Consider the following 23,727-nt stretch of genomic DNA (forward strand, 5'->3'; position numbering starts at 1 on the left):
TCTTCCACCAAATTCAAAAAATATAAAAATCGTAGCAAGAGAATGTACTGGTCTTGCATGGGAATGGTGGAGAACAATTATTAATGAACAAAATGTTCCATTAACAAATGAAATTAAAGTTTCAATTGGAGGAACAACATTATATCCAAGTGCCAATATTAGTCATTAGGTTGAAGTGAAGCGTCCTGTAAACAGGGCGCTTTTTTACTTGGTTGCAAGCTTATGGTTCTTTTTGTTTACGGCAAACTTATGCTTCCAGGATTTGAAGAATATTTTTAATGTCGCCTTTAAATAAAGTCGCGACTTTTAAGGATACCATCACATTGCCATCAATTTAAGAAATTCATTGTTCCTCAAAATGAAAATACGTGCTGAATTCCCATAAATAAATGTAGAAAGAAGAAACTTCGTTTTGGATACATTTCAAAGTCTCAAGTCTATAGGTTCTGGTGCAAAAACTTCAAGGTAATTACAAGTAATCTCTAATACTTGGACATACTGATACTATTACTCTAAAAGGGTGTGTGATCGGTAGGGAAAAGAAAAATTGGTTCAAATGGAAGCACTATCAGCCTGATATTATCTTATTAACGGTAAGATGGTACCTACGGTACAACCTAAGTTATCGTGATTTGGTGGAAATGCTAGAAGAACGGGGTTTATCCATTTCTCATACAACGATTATGCGTTGGGTTCATCAGTATGGTCCTGAATTGGACAAACGAATCCGTCGTCACCTCAAACAAACAAATGACTCTTGGAGAGTCGATGAAACATATATTAAAGTAAAAGGTCAATGGATGTATTTGTATCGTGCTGTTGATTCGAAAGGAAACACAATTGATTTTTTCCTAAACAAAACAAGAGACCAAAAGGCTGTAAAGCGCTTTTTCAAGAAAGCTTTGCGGTCTTTTCATGTTTCAAAGCCGCGTGTTATAACTGTCGATAAGAACCCAGCTTATCCTATAGCGATTGAACAGTTAAAAAAAGAAAAAAGCTATGCAACTTAGACAACAAAAGTACTTGAATAACATAGTAGAACAAGATCATCGCTTTATAAAGAAGCGAATCCGTTCTATGCTAGGGCTCAAATGTTTTGACACAGCTACATCCATTCTTTCTGGGGTAGAAGCCATGCATATGATTAAAAAAGAACAGCTTGATTTACGGGACCAGTCTGTCCAAAATCAGAAAGAATTCATCCATCAATTGTTTGGACTTGCACCATAAGATACGATTCCGTTAGGGATATATGCGCTTTATTCTCTTTTATTTTATTTTTGCACCAGAACCGAATTGAAAGTCTTTTCACATTTTTTGCAAATAACACACAAAAATGCCATAAATCTATCTTATTTTTATATATAGTAGTTATTTCATGAGTAAAGTTTCTTGAAATAGTTACTACATAGAAAGGAGATTTTAAAATGGATATGGATTCATATTATTGGGAAATGGTTAAGAAGAATATAGGGGTTTATTCTAAACAGGAACAAGAATGCCTTCGAGAGAAGAGGGTCATTATTTTTGGATTAGGGGGAGTAGGTGGATATGAAGCGATTCTGTTTTCTCGAATGGGAATAGGGCATATTACCGGTGTTGATCCCGATGAATTTGAAGTTTCTAATATTAACAGACAAATGTTAGCGCTTTCTAGTGTTATAGGTGAACCAAAAGCAAAAGTTGCAGAACAGGTTGTAAAAGATATACATCCCTATATATCAACAAATTTTATACAAACAAGAGTAGATGAAGATAATGTAATCGAGCTTATAAAAGGGCATGATATTGTAGTAGAAGCCGTCGATGATATGCCTTCAAGAGTTATTATACATAGAACAGCTAGAGAATTAGGCATACCAAGTGTGGGGATGTCAGGTAGCCCCCCAACACGAGGATTTGTTTCTACATTTTTTCCAAACGGAATTCCTTATGAAGAAGCATTAAACATCTCAAGTGTCGGATGCAAATTAACAAATCAAGAATTAAGACAACAGATTGCTGATATAAAGAAAAGTCGAGCTTGGTATTCTGTGGAGAAAGGCGCACCAAAAGAGTGGGCACAAGATTTTTGTGATGGAAAAGCAGGCTGGATTATCACACCGATGCGTGCTCATCTATTGTCACTATTTAGCTTTCATGAAGCAATACAAGTTTTAACTGGTCGTGAACCTCTAGCTAGAGCGCCTAAAGGCATTGTAATGGATTTAGATAGTCATATCCCGGTTCAAGTAAAAGAAGTCCCAAAGGGTGGATGGGATTATAAAACACTGTAAGGAGGAATATAATTTGTTAACAAAAAATAATGATATGCAAAATATATATGAAGAAAGTTTTACGCGAAATATTGGTGTTATCTCTGTAGAGGAGCAGGAGAAATTAAAAAATTCTCGAGTTACTGTAGTTGGAGCAGGGGGCGTAGGAGGAATTACACTCATCCAATTGGCGCGAATGGGTGTGGGTTCTTTACATGTTATTGATCAAGATGTATTTGAAGCAAGCAATATCAATCGACAAATGCTAAGTTCCAACAGTAAATTAGGACAGCCGAAGGCAGATGTTGCTTTAGAAGTTTTGCAAGACATTAATCCATTATTACAAATAGAGATAACGAAAGAATTTGTTACCGAGGACAATGCATTAGAACTTCTAACGAATACAGATGTCATTATAGATGCAACTGATAATTTAGTAGCGAGAGTAATTATCCATCGTACAGCTCAAAAATTAGGGATTCCTTCTATTTGGATTGCAGTTACACCTCCCTTTAGAGGTGGCGTCATGTCTTTAACTCCTGACTCTACGCCTTATGAAATCGCGTTAGGATATCCGTCTTATCAACAAGAACTAACACCAGAAATGCAAAATAAAATTCATAAATTAAAAGATGGACGTGCTCTTCATTCGGTCAAGCATGGTGCGGATGAGAAATGGGCAAATAATTATGTACAAGAAGATCGTCCATGGGCTGTACTGTCTCCCGTTGCGAATATCGTAGGCATTCTAGCAAGCTTTGAAGCATTTAAATTTATAATAAATCGAGAAGACTTAAAACCTGTAATAAGTCCAAATTTAATACAAATTAACCTTGCAAATCAAAATATGGTACATGTGTCTGTACCTGAAAATGATAGTTGGGATTATACAAGATTATAGATGAGGTAAGAGAATATGCTTTCTTTTTTGTTACTGGGGACTATTGTTACACTCGCTCTACTTGTTAAGGATTATGCGCTAGCTGGTGCGGCTTGTTTATTAGGAGTTTTACTTGCTGTTGGACAAAAAACTTTATTACATCTTATTCAACAATATTCTTTTCCAATTGGTATTTTCTTTCTGATGTTATTCCTTTTAGTACCAATTACATCTGGAAAGATTACCAGTGAAAACGTAATAAAATTAATTACCTCTCCTATCGGATTAGGATCCATTCTAGCAGGTTTTACTGTGTCATACATAGGAGGAAAAGGTGTAGGAGTTCTACCTATGAATCCTACGATATTGCTAGGTGTCTTAATAGGTACTCTTATTGCCGTATTATTTACAAAAGGGTTACCAGCCGGATTAATTATTGCGGCTGGAATCATAGCTATCATTTCTATGAAATGAAAGGAATATTCTAAATGAAGATAAAATGGACACATATTAGTTTAGTAGGGATTTTTTTGATAATACTTATGTCTAGTTGTTCTAATATCAAAGAAACTTCTCAAAATGATCAAACTTCTAAAGTGGTAAAACAAGAATTAGAAATTCAGCAAGGAGAGGAAAATTTATTTTTACTTCATAAAAACTTAAATAATAAAAAACAGTATACATCTGATGAAATTATCTTATTTTTAGAACCATTTAGTGTACCTACAGCTCAAGCATTTGATGTACCAAAATTTTCATGGATGGATGAGTATGCCAGAAAAGGGTATGATACTTGGGCTATGGATTTCAGAGGGTTTGGTCGTTCTTCTCGCCCTAAAGAAATGTCAGATCCTCCTGCCCAAAACCGTCCGGTTATTCATTTGAATGATGCAACTAAGGATCTAGAAACAATTGTAAATTGGATTAAAAAGAAGAGAAACGTAAAAAAAATTCATATTGTTGGATGGTCATATGGAGGTGTTGTGGCTGGAAATTATGCAATATCCCATTCTCAAGATATTAATAAACTTATTTTATATGGATATATGCATGGGTTCACACTTCCTATGATGACACAGCCTTTCGAAAACCCACTACAACCTAATCAGTTTAATCCTGAAGCACCAGCTTATCAAATGGTGGACTTTGATAAAGGAATGCATCATTGGCATATGATGATGGGAAATAAAAAAATTGTTACAAACGAAGCAATGGATGCCGTAAAACAAGTTTTTATTGATTCAGATCCTATGAGTAAGAAAAATAATCAAACGATTCGTCGACCAGTCGGTCCACTTGAAGATTTATTTTATATTTGGAAAAATCAGCCCCTATATGATGTATCTAAGATTACCACTCCATTACTTGTCATTTACGGGGAAGATGACATATTTGCAGACCGAAATATGATGTCAAAATTAACAAGTACAAAACAAAAAAAAGAAGTAGTAATCCCTGATGCTACACACTGGGCTGTTTATGAAAAGAATCGTAATACCCTATTCGAACAAACATTAAACTTTATAGAAGCGAAAGAAGGCAAACAGGAATGAAAAAGGGTTTAACAATATTAGATGCTACCTTGCGTGAAGGAGAACAACAATGTGGTATTCGTTTCTCCAAGGAAGACAAAATTACATTACTTCACATGTTAGAGGATTTTGGAGTAAGTCTTATCGAAGTTGGACACCCTGGCATCTCTGAAGAAGAAGAAGAGATTTGCCGAGAAGTTGCAGCATCTGCAAAGCACGCCGAAATACTTATGCATGCTCGGGCGAAAAAAGAAGAAGTTCATGCGGCTTCTCGTGCTGGTGCCGATTGGATAGGAATCTGGGCGTCTATTAATCCTATTTCTTTACAAACAAAGTATACCAATCGATCAAAAGATTATGTTATTAATCAGGTGAAACATGCTATTGAAGAAGCAAAATCTTTAGGAATGAAAATCCGTTTTACTATTGAAGATGCTTCACGAACGGAATGGGAAGATATCGCCTACATTGGACAGATTGCACATATAGCTGGAGCAGATCGAATCAGTTTAGCAGACACTGTAGGAATTTGGGAGCCAGGTCAGTGTGCGACAATTGTGAAGAAATCTGTTGAGACATTCCCTTGTGAGATTGAAGTTCATCTTCATAATGATTTAGGATTAGCCATGGCAAATGCTCTTGCTGCAATTGATTCAGGGGCATCTGTCATTGATGCTACATTGTGCGGAATAGGTGAACGTGCTGGGATTGTTGATTTGCTAAATTTATCAGTATTTTTATCTCAAAAGCGTAATCTACAGTGCTTTAAACTACAGATGATTCCTGAATTAACGCAATCTCTCCAATTAGCTACTGGTTGTCAAGTAGATCATTGGAGACCGATTATTGGAAAGAATATATTTACTCATACTGCATCCTATCATATAAAAGCTGTTCAGCAGAATTACTCAGCATATGAGGGTATTCAACCTGAAATGATAGGCAGAGTAAGGAACATACAACAAAAACGTATAGAAAGAAAAGGGCCTCGGCTTTCAAAGTCTCTCCGAGTTAGTAAACCATTTGTAAAAGGAGCATCTGAGCTTTTATATCATCGTGATGGTCCAGGAGAGCGTTGGGTACAGATGGATTATAGAACTGATGAACGTGCTTCATTTTATGTAATACAGCGTGTATTTTACGACGCCCATATGGATGAGAACTTAGAAGGACATGTAGATACTCACGCACATCATTGTGATAGTGCCTTTATTTTTTGGGGGAATAGAATAGATGGTACAGGCCTCTTATGTGAAGTGGAAATTGAAGGAGAATTGCAAATAATTGAAAGTCCGGCATCTGTTTTTATTCCATCGGGGTTAAAACATAGGTACAAATACCTTTCGGGTACAGGGACATATACAAACATCGTACTAGCACCTAATTATAATTCTAGTTTATTAGAGGAAAACTCATCAAAAGTATTTGTATATTAATTAAATAAAAAAGTTTTTATTTCTGTTATGATGATGTTTTAGTAAACCATCTGACTGATAAGAGTATAAGTAACCTCAATGTTCTTTATGTAAAAAAATAAAAAACAGATAGAATTCAATATGTCCTTTGAATTCTATCTGTTTTTTGAATGGCCCCAAAAAGAAGTAATCGTTGCCGTGCCCCTTTTACCTAATGACTAATATTAGCACTTGGGTATAATGTCGTTCCTCCAATTGAAACTTTTATTTCATTTGTTAATGGAACATTTTGTTCATTAATAATTGTTCTCCACCATTCCCATGCAAGACCTGTACATTCTCTCGCTACGACTTTTACATTTTTTGAATTCGGTGAAAGGGGTATAACTGTAGAGTAATGAGCCGTTTTGTCTTGGCCGTTTCCTTCCCAAGTTTTATGGGTTAGTACTTCTTTTCCATTTTGATCATATGAGAATTCATCCCAAGATACATCAAATTGAGCAACATATGCACCAGAACCACAATTTCAAATAGGGGCACGGCAAGAATTCGTTTTTTTTGAGCCACTCACCATTTTGTCACATTCCTGTCACAATGTATTTGTAGAATAGAAATACAAAAAAGGAGGTTTATAAGTATGAATAAAAAAATGAACAAGCTAGTCATTCCAATTTTGATGAGTTCAATGTGTCTTACATTACCATCCCTGAGTTATGCGCAACAAAAGGATTTTACAACAAAGGGACAAAACGTGGTTTCTCAATACAAAAATTTCACCTTTGATGTGAATCCTGAAACTGGTGAAATTTTTGTGGAAAAAGATGGTGTAAGAGAAAGTGCTTCCTTACCACTATCGAAGAAAAAAATAACAAATCTAATAAAAAAAGATGATTGTATATCATGGAGTTATCCAGATGACCAAATAGATGTGAAGATTGAAAAGAAAGAGTCTTATTTAAATATTAAGTTAAAATCTACTAAGTCTGAAGGAGCTAATGAATTTACATGGCCTAAAGTAAGTGCGGACAGCTATACGTTACCATTATGGGAAGGAAAAAATATACCTAGCAATGATCCAAACTGGAAAGAATATTTAAAAGATCAAGAGATGTCATTCATAGAAAGTTTTTCTATGAGATTCTTTGCATTGAATAAATCTAATTATTCCATTATGTATATAGCTGAAAAAATGTATAACGATAATATTCATTTCACTGCTGATTCCGATATACAGTTTAGTTTTACACATCAATATCCTTCTATTAATAAGAATAAAGAATATGGATTCAGATTGTATCTAACTGATAAAAACCCTGTGTCGATGGCCAATATTTATAAAAATTATATAAAAGAACAGGGAGAATTTAAGACACTAGAAGAAAAAGCAAAAACAAATCCGAACATTAAAAAATTATATGGTGCTCCTCATATTTATTTTTGGGACCACAGTGGGATTGCAGTAGAAAATATCAAGTGGGATAAATTTTCACAAAAAATGGATGAGACATTTACAAATTGGATTGCACAGTTGTTACAAGAAAATACGGAAGATGGCTCAAAAGATTTTGAAACTGTTATGCAAGATATAAAGAATCAAAAAGCTATCGATAAAAGCCAGCAAAAAGTAATAGTTAATGCGATAAATCAGGTATTAAAATTAGAACAACTTTATAATAAAGATATTTTCAGTAATCCAGATACTGGAATGGATGAATTGTTGAAAAAAGGAATCCAAAACTTAAGTGAACAAGAATTATATACACTGAACAAAGGATTAATTAAGAGTAAGTTAACAGAGGCAGTGGATGAAGTAAGTAGATGGGAACAGAAAGAAACAACAGATGTTTTAGTTGATATGAAGAAATCGAATGTTAAAAAAGCATGGATAGGTTTACCTAATTGGGCTAATGGATTAATGAATCCCAAAATGGTAGAAGAAGCAAATAGAATGGGGTATTTAATCGGTCCTTATGATTCATACCACTCGATTCATGAAGTGGGAAGTAGAGAGTGGAATACAGCTTCTTTTAAAGATAAAACTTTATATGAAAACGCTACAATATCGAATGAAAAAGGAGAAAAAGTAGGAGGATTCTTAGGAAAAGGAAGAAAGTTAAATCCAACTTTATCCTTACCTAGTGTGCAAGAACGTGTAGGTGATATTTTACAAAATAATATACCGTTTAATTCTTGGTTTGTCGATTGTGATGCTACAGGTGAAATTTATGACGATTATTCTCCAAATCACATTACTACTCAGGAGCAAGATGTAAAAGCAAGACTGCAAAGAATGAAATATATTAGCGAAGAAAAACATATGGTAGTCGGATCAGAAGGTGGGAATGACTTTGCTAGTAATATAATTGCCTTTGCGCATGGAATAGAAACGCCTGGGATTTGGCCCGACTCTGATATGAGAGATAAAAAGAACCCATATTATGTAGGCGGATATAAATCCACTTCACCAGATGGTGCTATTCCAGAACTGAATGGAAAAACCATACCTATTAAGCCTATTTATAAAAATATTTATAATAATCCTGTATATTCAATTCCGTTATATAAACTTGTATATAATGATTCAATTATTACGACTCACCAATGGTCATGGGGAAGTTTTAGAATTAAGGATGAGATAGGAAATAGAATGTTATCTGAAATGTTGTATAATGTACCACCTTTATATCATATTGATAAAAATGAATGGGAGAAAAGTAAATCCATCATTACCTCTTATTTGAAAGTATGGTCTCCATTTCATGAGAAAGCCGTAACAAAACCAATGACTAATTTTGAAGTATTGTCTGAAGATCGGCAAGTTCAAAGTACGACATTTGGAAATGACATGAAAGTGATTGTGAATTTCTCAAACCAAGATTTCACATATGACAATGAGAATATAAAAGCAAAAACAGCTATAGTATATGATGGGAAGAAAAAGAGTATATTAGAAGTTCCAAAGTACTAAGATACATGACATGGTTTTTGCTGTGAAATAAGGTCGTACTATTTTGAATAAAATTTAACTGTTTGCAAAAAAAGTTGCACCGTTTTGCGTCATTAGATAAAGCTGTCACGGTAAAACCCCTGAGTTTTGATCAAGCTTTATTCCAAACCAACACAAAAAATGGCTTCTGTGTTTTGAAGTCCCTTTTTATTTGTAATCAGGATTTTTGAAAGGTTTTTGAATTTCATAGAAATCAAACGGGATATAAAGTAAATGTTATAGTTTTGTATATTAAAGGTTATTTATGTTATTTAAACTATATTTTTACGAAGGTACTAGAGGGAGTGCCATCATGTATAGTGTGGTTGAAACTGCAAAAGAGAACAATTTAAGTCCTTATCATTCTCTTCGATATTTGTTTGAAACACTCCCCAATATCAATTTAAACAATTATGAAGAGAGATCTGTGTTGGATTCTCTTTTCATTGGTCTTAGTTATGGGGGAACCCTAGTGTTGTGTTATAACCCTGAAATATTGACATATCTAGGCGGACCTATAGATTTCAGTTAATTATATGAAATGAAAAATCAAGTCGTTATTTTGGGGATTCAAACTACCATTATTTAAACTATTATTCACACTAAAAGAAGTACAAGGAGGAAGGTATATCTATTAAAATAGTGAGATATACCAAATTATAAATGAATATTAAATTTAACAAAAAAGTAGTAGCATTAACAGCAGGCTTAACGGTATTATCTTCACCATTGGCATCATTTGCAGAGGAACAACAATTAGTAAACAATAAGCAACCTACAAGCGTTCAGGAACAAGATAAAACAGGCCAACTTCAAGCATCAGATGAACAGGCTTTAAAAAGTATTGAAGCTAGTTTTGAAGGGGTAGACGGACGTGGTGGAGGTACTATCGATAATAAGAAAGCAGACAGTCTTCAACGTTCAGAAGGTATTCATGAAGAAACGGGTACATTAACTGTTCCAAGCAATTCGAACAGAACAAAACGTAGTCTATCTCCTGCATCACCTAGCATCTCTAGTACAATAAACGGTGTTCCATTCAATGAATGGATTGTTCCAGCAGGTAACGATAATATTCGTCCTCAAAACTACATGAGTCCAAAGTACATTACAATTCATGAGACTGATAATACAAGTGTAGGAGCAGGTGCTAAAAACCATGCTCAATACCTATATAACCAAGCAGTAGGGAACACAAACCGAGTTGCATCATGGCATTTTACAGTAGACGATAAAGAGATTTATCAACACTTACCATTAAACGAAAACGGGTGGCACGCAGGAGATGGTGATGGTCCAGGTAATAGACAATCTATTGCAATTGAAATCGCAGTTAACAGAGACGGTAACTACAGTAAAGCAGTAGATAATGCTAAGAAACTTGTAGCTTATTTAATGAAAGAAACTGGTGTACCGTTAAATAATATCGTAAAACACCAAAGATGGAGTGGTAAAAACTGTCCTGCTAACATGATTAACAATGGACAATGGGATTCATTCGTAAATGGTGTTAAGGGGAATTATAATAACCTTTCTCAACCAACAGACGATATTACAGGGGGGTGGTATGAGTCAGCTATTCGAGAATTAAATAGAAGGGGTATTATGGTAGGGGAAGGAAACGGAATTTTCGCACCTAACAGAGCAGTAACAAGAGCCGAATTTGCCCAATTAATCTCTAAGTCTCTAAACTTGCCAGCCGGAGATGCATCATTTAAAGACTTAAATGATGCAAACCCAACTCTACGAGATGGTATTAAACGAACTGCAAGTGCAGGTATCATTGCAGGTAGAGGAGACGGTTCTTTTGACCCAAACACACCTATTACAAGAGAAGAATCAGCAATCATTGTAAACAGGGCTTTACAGTATAAAGGTCTATGGGGGCCAGTTGCAAACTTACCATTCGTAGATAAGGAACAAATTAACTATAAAGAAGACGTACAAAGATTGTATGGCTTAGGTATTGTAAAAGGTAAAGAAGACAATCAATACGATCCTAAAGGAACAACAACCCGTGGCGAAACAGCATCGTTCATTCTAAACATGCTTCTAGTAATTGAAACTGGTAGTGTTCAAAATGTAATTGGAACGGCTGAAATCAATGGTATTGGAGTAAATATTCGAAGTGGAGCAGGTTCAAACTACTCTATTGTTAGAAAGGCAAGTAAAGGCGAAAAAGTTACAGTATATGAAGAAAAGAACGGTTGGTTAAGAATGGGAACAGGTCAGTGGGTTTATTATGACTCTAGTTATATCAACTATAACAGATGATAAAAAACTAAAGTCTTTAAAGCATCTACATATAGACTTTCGAAAAAAAGAAACAATCTTGCTTATCATTGACGTTACATGAGCTTAGTTTGATGGGCATGAGGGTATAACATTCTCTGCAATACAAAATAAAAGGGGAAACTATTCAATTAGTTTTTCCTTTTTATTTTGTCAAACAAATGGGTTCTGGTGCAAACACTCCAAAACGCTTGTAAGTAACCACCTAAACTTGGATATATTGATACTAGTACTCTAAAGAAGGATGTGATTGGTATGGAAAAGCAAAATCTATTCAAGTGCAAACATTATTAACGGTTCTGGTGCAAATACTTAGGAAAGATATAAAGATGCGAAAAGTTTCCTAGTGAAATCTAGTCTTAAGCAGCAATCCCAAATAGTTGATGGATGAACTTCACTTGTCCAATAAAACAAGTTGCCCTTTTTTCACCATATGCATAGCTTCTATTCCAGAAAGAATGGATGTAGCTGTGCGAAAGGATTTCAATCCTAACATCGAACGAACCCGCTTTTTAATAAACCGATGATCTTGTTCCACTATGTTATTGAGATATTTCACTTGCCTTAGTTGGATGCCTAATGGCATCTTTTTTCCTTTTCTCAATTCTTCAACTGCTATAGGATAAGCTGGATTCTTATCTACTGTCACGACACGAGGCTCAGAAATATGAAAAGACTGCAAAGCTTTCTTGAAGAATCGTTTAGCAGCCTTGTGGTTTCTTGCTTTTCTTAGGTGAATTTCGAATCGACAGCACGATACAGSTACATCCATTGACTTTTCACTTTGATATATGTTTCATCGACTCTCCAAGAGTCATTGGTTTGCTTGAGATGACGACGGATTCTTTTGTCTAATTCAGGACCATACTGATGAACCCAACGCATAATCGKTGTATGAGCAACGAATAAGCCCCGTTCCTCCATCATTTCCACCAAATCACGAAAGCTCAAGTTGTACCGTAGGTACCATCTTACTGTTTGCAAAATAATATCATGATGATAATGTTTCCACTTGAATAAATTTCGCTTTTCCATACTGATCACGCCCCTTTTTTAGAGTAATAGTATCAGTATGTCCAAAATTTAGAGATTACCTGCAATTATTTTGAAGTTTTCGCACCTCCTTAAATTATAGTGTTCTTATATTTTACTACATTTGTATTTTGAAATATAAGAAAACGAAAAAAGAGAGTTTTTAACAAAATAGTTATTTAAAAACAAGAAGCCCTAGAGTTAGGGCTTCTTGTTTTGGTATTCTCACATGGTTCTTTAAAAAGAATAGAACATATTAAAGATAATATATGAATGTTTCATAAATGTATCAAAAAAGTGAACAAAATTGCTATTGCAGAAGAAGCAGAAATGAAGTTTCTAATACGTAAGTACGTGAAAGGTATTATTTCCAGTGAATAAAATACGCATGGGGCACCTAATCATTATTTTATCAGAGGAAAAGAATATGTTATGAACTCGGTTGAATGAAAAAATGAAAATTTTACTTTTAGAGTGAAACTAAACAAAAACGCTATTTTATTAGAAAAGGAGAATGAACAATGAACTTAAAGGAGTACGTCGTTTATAAAGGTGAATCCTTGCTATGTATCGGGACCATAAAGGAATGCGCTGATTATATGGGCGTACTTCCTGCAACAGTTCATTTTTATACAAGACCAGCGTATCAAAGGAGAATATCGAATCGAAAGAATGCTAGAAATTATATAACTGTTACGGAACTTGAGGAGGATTAATGATGAAAGAAAACAGCGTGAAATTAAACAATATTACAGCTTGGATGATCTTTAACGTTTTTACAATGGACGATTCATTTATTGAAGAGATCGAGGTATCTTGTGGTGAAGATATCGAAAGCTTTATGAAAATGTATTTGAATGAACATTGGAATGAGCTATTTGAAACGAAATCATATTTAAGGGATATATGATGTGATGCCTCATTTCAAGGCATTCAATTAAAGGCCAGTGATGAAAAAGAACAACATGTATGTTGCGTAGATTTATTGAATGGAGCGCGACATTCTAGTGTAGTAATTGATATGAAAGCTTTAGGAGACGTTAACGCAGATAAGATTAAAAAAATCAGAGAGATTATAAACTCTTAATAAAAATTTCATTTTGTAGAAAAAAAAACCCTAGTTTCCTAGGGTAATGGTATAACAGCTCAATATATTTTATTCTTTTATATTGTAACGTAATATTATGTTAAAAACATCAGGGAAATGTAACCAATTGCAGAAAATAAGAGCAGCTAGCAAAAGCTAACTGCTCCCTGCAAGGAGATACAGAGAAAACTACTTTAAATGAATTTTGGCTAACAGCCTATCTACAGTATTGACGGAATAATTGATAATTAAACGGAGGATGTTTTAAATAGTTTTATTTTAATTTAGGGTTGATTTCAAAAGAGTGACATACCAACAAAATACAAAATTATTACAAGGAAAATTGTTATGAAAATAACTAAAAAAATCATTTTCATCAGTAAACCTCCTTTATGAAGAATATTAATATTTATCCAGAATTTTAACAAAATAATCCTTTGCGCGACACGTTTCCTTATAAGTGTGTAAACACGAAATGGGAGGGTCATCAATTTGATAACAACAACTGATTGACTGAAAGTAGGAATGAAAGCTGTCAGGTTGAGCTGAAACTACTTATCTAATACTCCTACATGCAAGGCGTGATAGTAGTGACAAATTGTATGAAGCTAGGTGAAGTCGGCTGAACAAAACCTAAGTGAGAAATCATATGGTAATGGATAGGTCGGGATGCTACAAAACATCTATGGTGAGAATGTCTAAAATAACGGACTGGCGAACTTGCGAATATACGGGTCTAAATTATTAATACATAAGAAATATGTATGTCGTCAATGACGATGTTATCTACCGAAAAGTAAGATTAAAGGATATGAAATTCGGAACATCTAACGATGATGATGTAAAGATAACAGGCTTACAGCAAGCACCTAAGGATATATGTATAGCTAGGTCAATCGGAACGTGGTAAGCAAGAAACTGTCACCAACGCCTACTAGCGGACAGATGCATATAAGGTTCTAACGAACCGAAATTGCTTCATTCTTGTGAAGGTAGGGACACAGTACCGACGAAACATGTAACGAATGTAGAGGGATAGTCCCTAGTCTTGTTCTTTGAAAACTAAATTAACTAGATGTAACTCACAGGATCGAGTAAGATGATGGGACTTTTCGTAAGAAAGGGGAATTAATACGTTGGTGAGTACAACATTGTTTGTAATCTAGTTGCTTTAGTATAGCAGAATAAGATGGGGCGCTGTATGCGATGAAAGTCGCACGTACAGTGTTAAGCGGGGGAAAAGATGGAGATAACTTCAAAGTCTTACCTATCGCAACTGCACAAGAATTTTTACGATTATACACAAAAACAGCAGGCAACTGATTAAGTTGCCCGCCATGTTCTTGCACGGCACGGAGGAGCGCTTTCCGTTTTGAAAGAGTGCAGCCGGGGAAAGGTCGGCTTAGAGATAGTATGTGCGATATAAAAAAGATTATTCGAAAAAGGAAATTGGATACTTAAAATCTTAACAAAATAGTTATTTAATGGGATGTTGATAATAAGCGATTATCATTAAATTGCTCATTGATTAATGATAATTGCTTATATATCGAAAAGCTATTTAGCTATTAGAAATATAGTTTCATCAGCCTTGGAAAACCCATACAACTTTCTTCCGAACTGTAAAATACCTTCTTCACTCTCTGTTAAAGTTTTAATATCATTTTCAAGATAGTGTCCAACGTTCTTTAAATAAGATAATTTTTGTTTTTCATTATTAAGTATAATTTGTTTTTTCTTAATCATTTGCTCCTGCTTATAAAGGGAGATTTGGGCGGAAATAACAATAGGTAGCATAAAAGCTAGCGCTAGTAAAAGACGACGTCTTAGTTTTTTATTCGTTTGTTGGTGATTGTTAGAATTAATTTGGTTTTTTAGGGATGATTGTTGTGATGGTAATTTTGGGATGCTTCCCATTTTAATGCCTCCATTACTAATTATAAATTTAAAATGTTTAAAAGGATTATATTATGCTAATTGGGTAATTTTGAACCTATTTTGGTAAAGATAGGTTTTGTGAAATTTAAATAACATCCTTATTTGAATGTAAAAAAGCCCTCACATAAACGTAAGGACTTATCTAAAATGAAAGTTTTGGTTTTCAATTATCATTATATACCATAAATGAAGTATATTGAAGTGAAATTTTAACAAAAACGCTATTTTGTACACACAAAAAAGGAACGCTTGACCAAGGCGCTCCTAACCGCTAATAAATACCCAGTCTCATTAAAATTTATGTTGTTTTTATCTAATTATGATTATAAAAATTTCATTTTGTAGAAAAGGGGAATGGATATGGGCCTGAATTTAGAAGGTGTTAAATACTTTATACAAACAGCTGAAGGAGAAAGTGTGGAAATACAGGGTGGTATTCAAGAAATCGATATTTCTTCTGATGAAACAGTTGAATCTGGTTTTGATTTTAGTAGAGAAATAAGTGTTCCTTGCACATTTGAAGAGCCCAAAAATATAAAAGAGCTGCAAGATATAGGTTTTACACGACAACAAGCATGGAATATTCATTTTCGTAAGGGTGAGAGTTGGAAAGAAAACTAAACAAAATAATCATTTTAATAGAAAGCGAGGTTGGCAGAGTGGAAGATAAAGTAAAGCTATTAGGTGCAGACGGAATGTGCGGAATGGGGTTTACAGGAAATAAGGTTAATGTTTATAACGATGCAGGATACGTAATGGAAAGTATGACAACAAGGGAGCATGTTCAGGAAGTTATTGATTTTCTTGAAGGCTGCAAGAAAGAAATGGAGGAATAAAAATGGGACAAGGTAACCGTGGAATGGCTTTTGAAAAGCTTATCAATCTATCGAATGAAATGTATCAAAGAGGGAGAGTGGCGCTTATAAACAAGCGTCCGACTCCTGTAAAGGTATTAAAGATGGTTTATGGTCGTGTGAAAGATGGTTATTACGAATCTAAAAGTACAGTAGACTATGACGGCGTGTATAAAGGACGAGCTATAGCGTTTGAGGCGAAGTCTACAAATGAGATAAATAGATTTGATTTAAAAAACATTGCGCGGCACCAATTGGATTATCTAGAGAAAGCAGAGAAGATGGGAGCGATTTGTTTCTTCCTTATTGGATTTAGCAAGGGCAAGTCAGTATTTCTGGTACCACTATCAGTCATTCAAGCTTATGTAAGGATGTCGCAGCAGCCAAAAGGTAAGAAGTCGATACCGAGAGCAGACTTTGATATTTACGGGTACCTGGCAGATCAGACAGAAAGAGCGCCAGTTGATTACTTACAATACATTGATGAGCAAGGATTCACACCGGTAATAGATAGCATGATTCAATTTGATCAGGACCATAAAAAGGTAGCGAATGACATTGAAGCAGCGAAAGAGAAAATGAACAACAAGAAACGTAAATTATTAAAGGCTTAATGGATAGCGGAACGATGGCGAGTAGATGGTGGGGCTACTTACTAACCGTCGTTCCCTTATTCAACAATGAGATATTAAAATTTCACGTACCTTATGTGATATTAAAATTACAAATTTAGAAATAGGGGGATTCCTTCATGGAGAGACAATTAACTTTCTTACCAGCTATCGATGATAAGAAAGTACAAAAGGAAGTAGTGAGCGTATTAAAGGAATACAGAGCACTCAAGATGCGATTCAGTAATGAAGTGGAGCAGGAAGGAATCAGTTTATTCCCTGAGTTACGTAATTCAAGGAATACAAGTAACTGGAAGGTGCAGCAGGTAGAGAAGGCGCTTAACAACTTATTAGATGAAGACGAGCGTAAAATCGTTGAGCGTAAGTTTCTGACAAACGAGAGAGTAAAGGATTCAGACGTTTATCATGATCTACTACTCAAGAAGACATATTTCTATGAGAAGAAGCAGAGTGCGGTTAAATTGATTGCTACAGCATTAGGGATAATCTAAAAACCGCGAACAAAATGCGAACTTTTTGGGGGACTAAATAAAAACGTGAAAATTATAAGCTATTTCCATAAACAGTTCTTTGAAAAGAGAATACGTTTTGGGGATAGCGTTCCCATTATAATAACGTTACTCGGTGACGCGGAGGCTAGAGGGAATAAGAGCTTCCCGAAATTATTTATATTTATCATTCAGCTCGGGATGCGTCCTCTGGGTTGATAATAAATATAAGTCTATTTCTCTAATATGTCGTTTCTTGAAAATGGAATGGGGGTGGTTGCTCATGATTGAGTGACACTTGCGTTCTAAAATTCTAAAAATGTATGCGTAATCTCGTTCATTAGTAATTACTCACGATTCTTATTAATGACCAAAATGAGAGCAGAGAGCTTTCGCTCTTTGTTTGAGCCAATACAGCGGAAACATTCCCCTTCCGTCCCTCTAGTGTATTGGTTCAGACAAGGCGTCGGAAGAAATATATACGTCTTGATATTAATCCTTTATAATTCGATATTGGTCTGCAAAGGTGAAAATGACATTAAGTAGCCGAAGTATTGAGCCGACTCTACGGAGTATAAACGAGAAGATTCTTAGTCTTCTCCCAGTCACCGAACTAACCAAATGTGAAGCGTGTAGCTAATATATAGTGTTGCGGTGACTTGGAGAAGGTTGAGAGTTATCTTGACCTTTGAAGAGGAATTTTTGCCATTTGTTTTTTTATTTCTCTCTATTAAATATGTGAACTATGGGGAGTTTTATAAAACATAACTTTTGAATTATGCAATAAAAGTATATATAATTATACTGATGTCAATATATTAACTGGTTAAAAATGGGGAAAGATAAATGAAGATTAAATTTGATGTAGTTAAAGATGAAAATTTTGATTTTACTTTATTAGAAACAAAATTGCTGAAAACTTTTAAAGAAGTAGATAATGTAGCAATAATTGAAAAGGTTGAAGATAAAATTTTTGAAAAAGATGATGTGCAAACCCATTTAGCGGAGATTACTATTAATGTTACAGGAAATAATATTGGATATAGATTAGCTTCAGCTAGTATATTCATTGTTCTAGAAAGTCTATCAATAGAGCTATTCAATATTAATATTAGTATACATTAAGCATCCAAAATGGGTGCTTTTTTCTTTGTTATATATAAATTACACATTAAACCAGTGAACATTCTAATAAGACAAGCATATGATGAATTCGTGGGACGAGTTATCATATGAGGTGAAACTTGGGGCGCCATACTTATTTGTTGAAGGGTACCTAATGACGGGTACTCTTTTTATTTTGCACCTTTTAATAAGGACAAGCATATATTGGAGTATGGGGTTGCCCCACTTCATATATTTGAGCACCTATCGATTATGGGTGCTCTTTTATTTTGTATAAAATTAACACTTGGATTAAAGGATATCTATATAAATTGGTAGAATCTAGTTGTTTGGTTCACATCTTAATCCAAGGGGTACAAATTCGATGCGAAGTGAAAAGGATTTGTTGAAACAATGGAAGGCGGATTTGCAAGCTGTTCAAGAAGAGAAAAGGCTGAAGAAGAAGGCTAAGAAAAAGAATAAAAGATATAGCATGCCTGGTAATACAGCTGACTCCATGAATGGAAAGGATACTTATCGTAAAGAGAATGGGGTATGGAAGCAAAGAAATAAATAATGTGAGGATAAATGTGTTTGATTAAGTGTATAGCAATTATCGTAGGCGCTGCCGTAATCTGGCTGGCGTCTTGTTTGTTGTTAAGAGATGATAAGGGGTGAAATAGACTTGCAATTTGAAGATTAGATAATAATATTATTATTTTAAAATGCAGAAAGTAGACTAATAAACAAGCTGTTTTTAACTTTTAATCCTAGAATATGAGGAATTCTATTGTTAAGAGGAGGTAATCATATTTATGGGATGTAATTGTAATTTCAGACATTGCAGAGATTGTAATAGATTTTGGGATGATTTAATGTTTTGCAGACGCAGACATAGAGATTGTGATGACCGTCGTTGTGGACGTGACCGTGACTGTGATTGTGATGAGTGTCGTCGCAGACGTAATCATGACCGTGATCATGATGATCATCGGGATTGGTAAAGTCCTTTGAATGAGTGTGCTTTTTCACAGCACTCTTTTTTTGTTTATGGGTTTTTTCTAAACTAATACTTATTAAATAAGAAGAATGTAGTTGCAATTCGATTTAAGGTCTAACAAAACAAGCGAACAGGTTCTGGTGCAAAAATCGTAATTATCAGCCTGAACTCATCTTATTAACAGTAAGGTGGTACCTACGGTACAATTTGAGCTTCCGTAACCTGGTGGAAATGATGGAGGAAAGAGGATTATCAATTGCTCACACAACAATTATGCGCTGGGTTCATCAATATGGACCTCAATTAGAAGAGAAAGTACGACATCATCTTAAATCAACAAATGACTCGTGGAGAGTCGATGAAACYTATATTCAAGTAAAAGGTCAATGGATGTATTTATATCGTGCAGTTGATTCAGAGGGTTATACAATTGATTTTTATCTAAGTAAATCAAGAGATAAACAAGCAGCCAAGCGTTTTTTCAAGAAARCCTTGGCTTTTTCGTATGTTTCTAAACCTCGCRTGATAACAGTAGATAAGAACCCTGCTTATCCTGTAGCGATTCAAGAGTTGAAAGAAGAGAAACATATGCCTGAAGGCATGCAACTAAGGCAAGCTAAATATCTCAATAATATAGTGGAACAAGACCACCGGTTTATTAAAAGGCGAGTTCGTTCTATGTTAGGGTTAAAGTCGTTTAAAACAGCAATTTCTATATTGAGTGGTGTTGAAGCCATGCATATGATGAAAAAAGGACAACTTGTTTTACTGGACAAGTCTGTCCAAAATCAAAAACAATTTATTCATAAACTGTTTTACCAAAGTAGCTGTTTGGCCCCAGGTTAAGAAAACAACTATAAATTCATCACTAAGCTAAAAACCGATTTCCTTAGCGTACAGGAAATCGGTTTTTTCTTTGCTAGAAGTTGCTTAGCGTATAATTTCCGCGTTTTGTCGGCAGGACCCCATATAATGATAATAAAGCAAAAATATTATTTCGAGATCTATATGAAGAAGTGAAAGATGAGAAACATGCAAGCTTCTGGTTTTCTGTGGACAAAAATGATTTGAAGACGAAAGAGGAGATTCTTGCTAATTGGGCGAAAAATAGGGATAAGTAATGGGATCTAAGTTATGAATTTACCAAAAAAACAGGTATTTTCAAAATTAAAAAGGAAATAAAAAAAGACACCATAAGGTGCCTTTTTTCAATTTATTACATCCTTAATTGATTGTAAATTGATTTGAATACGTGAATTCACCACGATATTTAATTGCAGCTACATAAGTACCACTTGTATAGCTATCTGTGATAGGGGTTTGCCAAATTTCTATTCCAGGAAGAAATTCTGGTTCTATTGTTTGGAATCGTTCTAGAGTACCATTTGTGTGGACTTTAAAGATTTTCATTTGCGCACCAAAATGTTCTCTACCAAAGTGCTGCGTTAAGTAAAATGTATCACCAGTTATTAAATTCCCAATCTTCCAATCAGGTTGATATGTACTTTCCACGGAACTTTCCAAATCCACAATGGTTTTAAATCCCCAATCATCATTAAATGGATCTGAGTAAGCTGCAGCAGCTTGTGAGGTAGGCTTAATCATTTCCATTGCAGTAAATCCGCTAAATGTTAATGCACCAATTAATGCTAATTTTCCTAATTTCATTATTGTTTCCCCCTGTTAAATTTCAGAATTATTTAAAATCAGAAATCATACACACATAATAATATAATCGATTGTATTATATTTCAAATATTTTCTAAAAAAATCCATAAATACAAAAAAGACACCCTAAGGTGCCTTCCTCCGACTTGAACCACTTTAATTTTAATAATATGTATTGGACTCCCATCCAACTGTGATTTTATCACAGTTTTTAGAAAATGAAAACGGATTCATTAACCTACTTAATAGTTTTATCCATAACCTCTTTATATTTATTAAACTCTTCATCTTTCATATCACCATTCATTTGTAAAAGGAAATTCCCTTTAGCGTATGTATGTGAGAAAAGTATTGGATTTGAGTTACTCAAATCATCATAGTACTTCTTAGCTTTTTCTAAATCTTCTTTCTTACTAAATTCAAATAAACGGCCACCGTTATCCTGACCAAGTGCAGGAACTAGGATACGTTTCCCATCTTTACGCATGTTTCCAAATTCTTTTTGTGGTAGATCCGTAGCATTTTCAGCTTCTAATCCAGCTTTTTTAAACTCGTTAATAAGTGAAGTTGTAGTAATTGGTTCAGGCTTTTTCGCTTCTTGCTTTGGTTTTGATTCAGTCGCAGTTTTTTCATTTGAACTACAAGCAGCCATCCCCATAAGTAATGCGCTACAAGTTAATGCTGTAAGTAATTTTCGTTTCATTTTTTCTTTCCTCCGTACATTCAAGTTGTAAGATTTATAGAAATCATAACAAATCCAGTTACAACTGTCTTGTCATATTTTGTCGAATACAAATAAAAAAAGAGAGCCGAAGCCCCCATCTTCAATGAGTGGAGAGTAGAGATGATTCAATTATGTATCGATCTGGAGCGTCTCCTATATAGTCAAAAGGATAACAAGTTGTTAATGTTAATGTTGGCTCACTTTTGTCTACAATAACTGTTCGATCTTCTGAATCCGTTATCCAATGCTTGTTAATTCTATATGTATATGTTTTATTTTCATATTCCACGATAAGTTGGTCGTTTTCCTTTAGTTGACCAAGCTCGGTAAAAACGGTATCTCTATGTCCACTTAGTACTGTATGACCATTTCCAGATGGTGTAGTAGTTAAGTCACTAACAAACATACCTACACCTTTTTTCAGTACTTTATCGTCAGCTCCCCAATATACAGAGTATTTCTTTTGTATTTTAGGGATAATTAAATATGCCACTTTATCTCCTAATTGATGGTTTACCTTTGATGCGGGAATTTGTACAGGTTCTTCAGGTTGTAATGAAGTCTCAGTCTTTGTTTCTGTTTCTGTCTCTGTTTGATTGGTGTTTGTTGTTTCATTTTCTTTAGAAGGTGTGGAGGTCTCATAGTGCTTCGCTTCGTTAGTCGTTAGCGACTCTGCTGATTGTCTAGCACCATACCATTCTAGAAAATAATAGGAAAAGATAGTAAGTCCAATAACAATTAAAAATAAGCCTATCCATTGTTTTTTATTCATTTTTATCACTCCATTTGAAAACGACAGGATTTCTCCTGCCGTTTTAAGGAACTATTTTATGCGTTTGTCTTTTTACGACGGAACATTAATACAGATCCAGCTAATGCTAAGCCTAAGCTTGCTAACATCATTGTAACACCGTTTGATGCTGTATTAGGTAATTTTTCACCTTGTTTTTTAGTTTCTTTTTTCACAACTGTATTAGTATTTTTCTTTGTTTCTTTTGCAGTTGTTTGAGGCTTAGTATTTGTTGTTTGGTTGTTTTGTTTTGAATTCTCTTGCTTAGTGTTTTCTTGTTTAGCAGGTTCTTGCTTAGTGTTTTCCTGCTTAGTATTTTCTTGTTTAGTTTGTTCTTGAGGTTTAGTAGTTTCTTTAGTTTCTGTTGTAGTATTTGTGCTTGTTGGATACTTATAATCTTCACATGGAATGCCATCTTTATCATTGTCTAAACGATGTGGATCATTTCCAACACCATATCCGTTTTGATCCCAGAATGCTTGAGCATCTTGTTGGCTTTTAAAATGTCCACAGTTTTTTGTATCATTAGGACTCTTGGCTGCAAATGCAGCAGAACTGTACCCCACTGTTAATAATGTGACCGCTGTTGCTGAAGCTAATAGTTTTTTCATAATTTTCTCCATCTCCCTAAATGGTATGTATTTACATTGAAATATTTTACATTTAAAAAATTAAAAATACAATAATAATTTGTAGATAAATGTAAGATTTCTAGATAATAATAGCAAACTATTAATTTGTATATTGTCATATTATGTCGAAAATAAATAAAAAAAAAGGGTTCTGGTGCAAATACTTAGGAAAGATATAAAGATGCGAAAAGTTTCCTAGTGAAATCTAGTCTTAAGCAGTAATTCCAAATAGTTGATGGATGAACTTCACTTGATTTTGGACAGACTTCTCCAATAAAACAAGTTGCCCTTTTTTCACCATATGCATAGCTTCTATTCCAGAAAGAATGGATGTAGCTGTGCGAAAGGATTTCAATCCTAACATCGAACGAACCCGCTTTTTAATAAACCGATGAACTTGTTCCACTATGTTATTGAG

Annotated in this window: 22 protein-coding genes and 6 pseudogenes; 20 read left to right on the plus strand and 8 right to left on the minus strand. The window is 34.5% G+C overall.

Annotated elements, in window-relative coordinates:
• The 7 genes and pseudogenes from AC1DKZ_RS31230 to AC1DKZ_RS31260 all read left to right on the plus strand — a co-directional run.
• Positions 1-169 (plus strand): thiol-activated cytolysin C-terminal domain-containing protein (locus tag AC1DKZ_RS31230; protein WP_476997854.1); only part of this gene is annotated, 169 nt, incomplete at its 5' end.
• A 358-nt stretch (positions 170-527) separates the two neighbouring features.
• Positions 528-1,230: pseudogene (locus tag AC1DKZ_RS31235) on the plus strand (IS6 family transposase).
• Positions 1,231-1,427: 197 nt separating this feature from the next.
• On the plus strand, positions 1,428-2,276 hold the full coding sequence (locus AC1DKZ_RS31240; RefSeq protein WP_476997839.1) for a HesA/MoeB/ThiF family protein: 849 nt from the start codon (positions 1,428-1,430) through the stop codon (positions 2,274-2,276).
• 13 nt (positions 2,277-2,289) lie between these two features.
• Positions 2,290-3,156 carry a HesA/MoeB/ThiF family protein gene (locus AC1DKZ_RS31245; RefSeq protein WP_476997840.1) on the plus strand — a complete coding sequence of 289 codons (867 nt, stop codon included), beginning with the start codon at positions 2,290-2,292 and terminating at the stop codon, positions 3,154-3,156.
• Between the two features lie 15 nt (positions 3,157-3,171).
• The gene (locus tag AC1DKZ_RS31250; protein WP_476997841.1) at positions 3,172-3,609 is read left to right on the plus strand and encodes a DUF441 family protein; all 438 of its coding nucleotides are present in this window, start codon (positions 3,172-3,174) and stop codon (positions 3,607-3,609) included.
• Positions 3,610-3,623: 14 nt separating this feature from the next.
• A complete protein-coding gene (locus AC1DKZ_RS31255) occupies positions 3,624-4,688 on the plus strand; it encodes an alpha/beta hydrolase (RefSeq protein ID WP_002107137.1) in 1,065 nt (354 codons plus the stop codon).
• A complete protein-coding gene (locus AC1DKZ_RS31260) occupies positions 4,685-6,103 on the plus strand; it encodes a homocitrate synthase/isopropylmalate synthase family protein (RefSeq protein ID WP_476997842.1) in 1,419 nt (472 codons plus the stop codon). The genes AC1DKZ_RS31255 and AC1DKZ_RS31260 overlap by 4 nt, the downstream gene beginning before the upstream one ends.
• 190 nt (positions 6,104-6,293) lie before the next feature.
• On the opposite strand, the pseudogene AC1DKZ_RS31265 reads toward AC1DKZ_RS31260, so the two are convergent.
• Positions 6,294-6,596: pseudogene (locus AC1DKZ_RS31265) on the minus strand (thiol-activated cytolysin C-terminal domain-containing protein); the annotation flags it as partial.
• 123 nt (positions 6,597-6,719) lie between these two features.
• Between AC1DKZ_RS31265 and AC1DKZ_RS31270 the strand changes: the two are divergent.
• Both AC1DKZ_RS31270 and AC1DKZ_RS31275 read left to right on the plus strand, forming a co-directional pair.
• The gene (locus tag AC1DKZ_RS31270) at positions 6,720-9,050 is read left to right on the plus strand and encodes a glycoside hydrolase (RefSeq protein ID WP_476997843.1); all 2,331 of its coding nucleotides are present in this window, start codon (positions 6,720-6,722) and stop codon (positions 9,048-9,050) included.
• Between the two features lie 681 nt (positions 9,051-9,731).
• On the plus strand, positions 9,732-11,342 hold the full coding sequence (locus AC1DKZ_RS31275; protein ID WP_476997844.1) for an S-layer homology domain-containing protein: 1,611 nt from the start codon (positions 9,732-9,734) through the stop codon (positions 11,340-11,342).
• Positions 11,343-11,719: 377 nt separating this feature from the next.
• Here AC1DKZ_RS31275 and AC1DKZ_RS31280 read toward each other — a convergent pair.
• Positions 11,720-12,395, minus strand: a pseudogene (locus AC1DKZ_RS31280) (IS6 family transposase).
• Between the two features lie 518 nt (positions 12,396-12,913).
• Between AC1DKZ_RS31280 and AC1DKZ_RS31285 the strand changes: the two are divergent.
• Positions 12,914-13,108 (plus strand): hypothetical protein, encoded by a 195-nt coding sequence (locus AC1DKZ_RS31285; protein ID WP_476997845.1) that lies wholly within the window; start codon positions 12,914-12,916, stop codon positions 13,106-13,108.
• A gap of 2 nt (positions 13,109-13,110) precedes the next feature.
• Positions 13,111-13,479 (plus strand): annotated as a pseudogene (locus AC1DKZ_RS31290) (hypothetical protein).
• Between the two features lie 1,557 nt (positions 13,480-15,036).
• On the opposite strand, the gene AC1DKZ_RS31295 reads toward AC1DKZ_RS31290, so the two are convergent.
• Positions 15,037-15,396 carry a hypothetical protein gene (locus AC1DKZ_RS31295; protein WP_002187112.1) on the minus strand — a complete coding sequence of 120 codons (360 nt, stop codon included), beginning with the start codon at positions 15,394-15,396 and terminating at the stop codon, positions 15,037-15,039.
• A gap of 381 nt (positions 15,397-15,777) precedes the next feature.
• Here AC1DKZ_RS31295 and AC1DKZ_RS31300 point away from each other — a divergent pair, with 381 nt between their 5' ends.
• The 9 genes and pseudogenes from AC1DKZ_RS31300 to AC1DKZ_RS31340 form a co-directional block, all read left to right on the plus strand.
• Positions 15,778-16,038, plus strand: coding sequence for a PadR family transcriptional regulator (locus tag AC1DKZ_RS31300; protein ID WP_476997846.1), 261 nt, complete (start codon positions 15,778-15,780; stop codon positions 16,036-16,038).
• Between the two features lie 38 nt (positions 16,039-16,076).
• Complete coding sequence (locus AC1DKZ_RS31305; protein ID WP_476997847.1) at positions 16,077-16,253, plus strand: hypothetical protein; 177 nt, start codon at positions 16,077-16,079, stop codon at positions 16,251-16,253.
• A gap of 2 nt (positions 16,254-16,255) precedes the next feature.
• Positions 16,256-16,885 (plus strand): Holliday junction resolvase RecU, encoded by a 630-nt coding sequence (locus tag AC1DKZ_RS31310; RefSeq protein WP_476997848.1) that lies wholly within the window; start codon positions 16,256-16,258, stop codon positions 16,883-16,885.
• 137 nt (positions 16,886-17,022) lie between these two features.
• Entirely contained in the window at positions 17,023-17,394 is a 372-nt protein-coding gene (locus AC1DKZ_RS31315) for an ArpU family phage packaging/lysis transcriptional regulator (RefSeq protein WP_476997849.1), read from the plus strand.
• Positions 17,395-18,237: 843 nt separating this feature from the next.
• On the plus strand, positions 18,238-18,516 hold the full coding sequence (locus AC1DKZ_RS31320; RefSeq protein WP_476997850.1) for a hypothetical protein: 279 nt from the start codon (positions 18,238-18,240) through the stop codon (positions 18,514-18,516).
• Positions 18,517-18,880: 364 nt separating this feature from the next.
• On the plus strand, positions 18,881-19,072 hold the full coding sequence (locus tag AC1DKZ_RS31325; protein ID WP_002191417.1) for a hypothetical protein: 192 nt from the start codon (positions 18,881-18,883) through the stop codon (positions 19,070-19,072).
• A 238-nt stretch (positions 19,073-19,310) separates the two neighbouring features.
• Positions 19,311-19,499 carry a hypothetical protein gene (locus tag AC1DKZ_RS31330; RefSeq protein WP_016127767.1) on the plus strand — a complete coding sequence of 63 codons (189 nt, stop codon included), beginning with the start codon at positions 19,311-19,313 and terminating at the stop codon, positions 19,497-19,499.
• A gap of 140 nt (positions 19,500-19,639) precedes the next feature.
• Positions 19,640-20,341 (plus strand): annotated as a pseudogene (locus tag AC1DKZ_RS31335) (IS6 family transposase); the annotation flags it as partial.
• 122 nt (positions 20,342-20,463) lie between these two features.
• Positions 20,464-20,616: pseudogene (locus tag AC1DKZ_RS31340) on the plus strand (DUF6037 family protein); the annotation flags it as partial.
• 103 nt (positions 20,617-20,719) lie between these two features.
• On the opposite strand, the gene AC1DKZ_RS31345 reads toward AC1DKZ_RS31340, so the two are convergent.
• The 5 genes from AC1DKZ_RS31345 to AC1DKZ_RS31365 all read right to left on the minus strand — a co-directional run.
• On the minus strand, positions 20,720-21,163 hold the full coding sequence (locus tag AC1DKZ_RS31345; RefSeq protein WP_367735041.1) for a DUF5065 family protein: 444 nt from the start codon (positions 21,161-21,163) through the stop codon (positions 20,720-20,722).
• A gap of 238 nt (positions 21,164-21,401) precedes the next feature.
• A complete protein-coding gene (locus AC1DKZ_RS31350; RefSeq protein ID WP_243515628.1) occupies positions 21,402-21,866 on the minus strand; it encodes a stress protein in 465 nt (154 codons plus the stop codon).
• Positions 21,867-21,987: 121 nt separating this feature from the next.
• On the minus strand, positions 21,988-22,659 hold the full coding sequence (locus AC1DKZ_RS31355) for a class D sortase (RefSeq protein ID WP_476997851.1): 672 nt from the start codon (positions 22,657-22,659) through the stop codon (positions 21,988-21,990).
• Between the two features lie 56 nt (positions 22,660-22,715).
• Positions 22,716-23,288, minus strand: coding sequence for an excalibur calcium-binding domain-containing protein (locus AC1DKZ_RS31360; protein ID WP_476997852.1), 573 nt, complete (start codon positions 23,286-23,288; stop codon positions 22,716-22,718).
• A gap of 232 nt (positions 23,289-23,520) precedes the next feature.
• Positions 23,521-23,727 (minus strand): DDE-type integrase/transposase/recombinase (locus AC1DKZ_RS31365; protein ID WP_476997853.1); only part of this gene is annotated, 207 nt, incomplete at its 5' end.

It is taken from the genome of Bacillus sp. 05T21 (assembly GCF_056396785.1).

Bases quoted from the DNA above. Each gene is read 5' to 3' on its own strand.
- AC1DKZ_RS31250 (WP_476997841.1), top strand. From the start codon at position 3,172: ATGCTTTCTTTTTTGTTACTGGGGACTATTGTTACACTCGCTCTACTT.
- AC1DKZ_RS31300 (WP_476997846.1), top strand. From the start codon at position 15,778: ATGGGCCTGAATTTAGAAGGTGTTAAATACTTTATACAAACAGCTGAA.
- AC1DKZ_RS31350 (WP_243515628.1), bottom strand. From the start codon at position 21,866: ATGAAACGAAAATTACTTACAGCATTAACTTGTAGCGCATTACTTATG.
- AC1DKZ_RS31295 (WP_002187112.1), bottom strand. From the start codon at position 15,396: ATGGGAAGCATCCCAAAATTACCATCACAACAATCATCCCTAAAAAAC.
- AC1DKZ_RS31275 (WP_476997844.1), top strand. From the start codon at position 9,732: ATGAATATTAAATTTAACAAAAAAGTAGTAGCATTAACAGCAGGCTTA.
- AC1DKZ_RS31260 (WP_476997842.1), top strand. From the start codon at position 4,685: ATGAAAAAGGGTTTAACAATATTAGATGCTACCTTGCGTGAAGGAGAA.
- AC1DKZ_RS31315 (WP_476997849.1), top strand. From the start codon at position 17,023: ATGGAGAGACAATTAACTTTCTTACCAGCTATCGATGATAAGAAAGTA.
- AC1DKZ_RS31285 (WP_476997845.1), top strand. From the start codon at position 12,914: ATGAACTTAAAGGAGTACGTCGTTTATAAAGGTGAATCCTTGCTATGT.
- AC1DKZ_RS31240 (WP_476997839.1), top strand. From the start codon at position 1,428: ATGGATATGGATTCATATTATTGGGAAATGGTTAAGAAGAATATAGGG.
- AC1DKZ_RS31330 (WP_016127767.1), top strand. From the start codon at position 19,311: ATGGGATGTAATTGTAATTTCAGACATTGCAGAGATTGTAATAGATTT.
- AC1DKZ_RS31325 (WP_002191417.1), top strand. From the start codon at position 18,881: ATGCGAAGTGAAAAGGATTTGTTGAAACAATGGAAGGCGGATTTGCAA.
- AC1DKZ_RS31345 (WP_367735041.1), bottom strand. From the start codon at position 21,163: ATGAAATTAGGAAAATTAGCATTAATTGGTGCATTAACATTTAGCGGA.
- AC1DKZ_RS31270 (WP_476997843.1), top strand. From the start codon at position 6,720: ATGAATAAAAAAATGAACAAGCTAGTCATTCCAATTTTGATGAGTTCA.
- AC1DKZ_RS31320 (WP_476997850.1), top strand. From the start codon at position 18,238: ATGAAGATTAAATTTGATGTAGTTAAAGATGAAAATTTTGATTTTACT.
- AC1DKZ_RS31355 (WP_476997851.1), bottom strand. From the start codon at position 22,659: ATGAATAAAAAACAATGGATAGGCTTATTTTTAATTGTTATTGGACTT.
- AC1DKZ_RS31310 (WP_476997848.1), top strand. From the start codon at position 16,256: ATGGGACAAGGTAACCGTGGAATGGCTTTTGAAAAGCTTATCAATCTA.
- AC1DKZ_RS31360 (WP_476997852.1), bottom strand. From the start codon at position 23,288: ATGAAAAAACTATTAGCTTCAGCAACAGCGGTCACATTATTAACAGTG.
- AC1DKZ_RS31255 (WP_002107137.1), top strand. From the start codon at position 3,624: ATGAAGATAAAATGGACACATATTAGTTTAGTAGGGATTTTTTTGATA.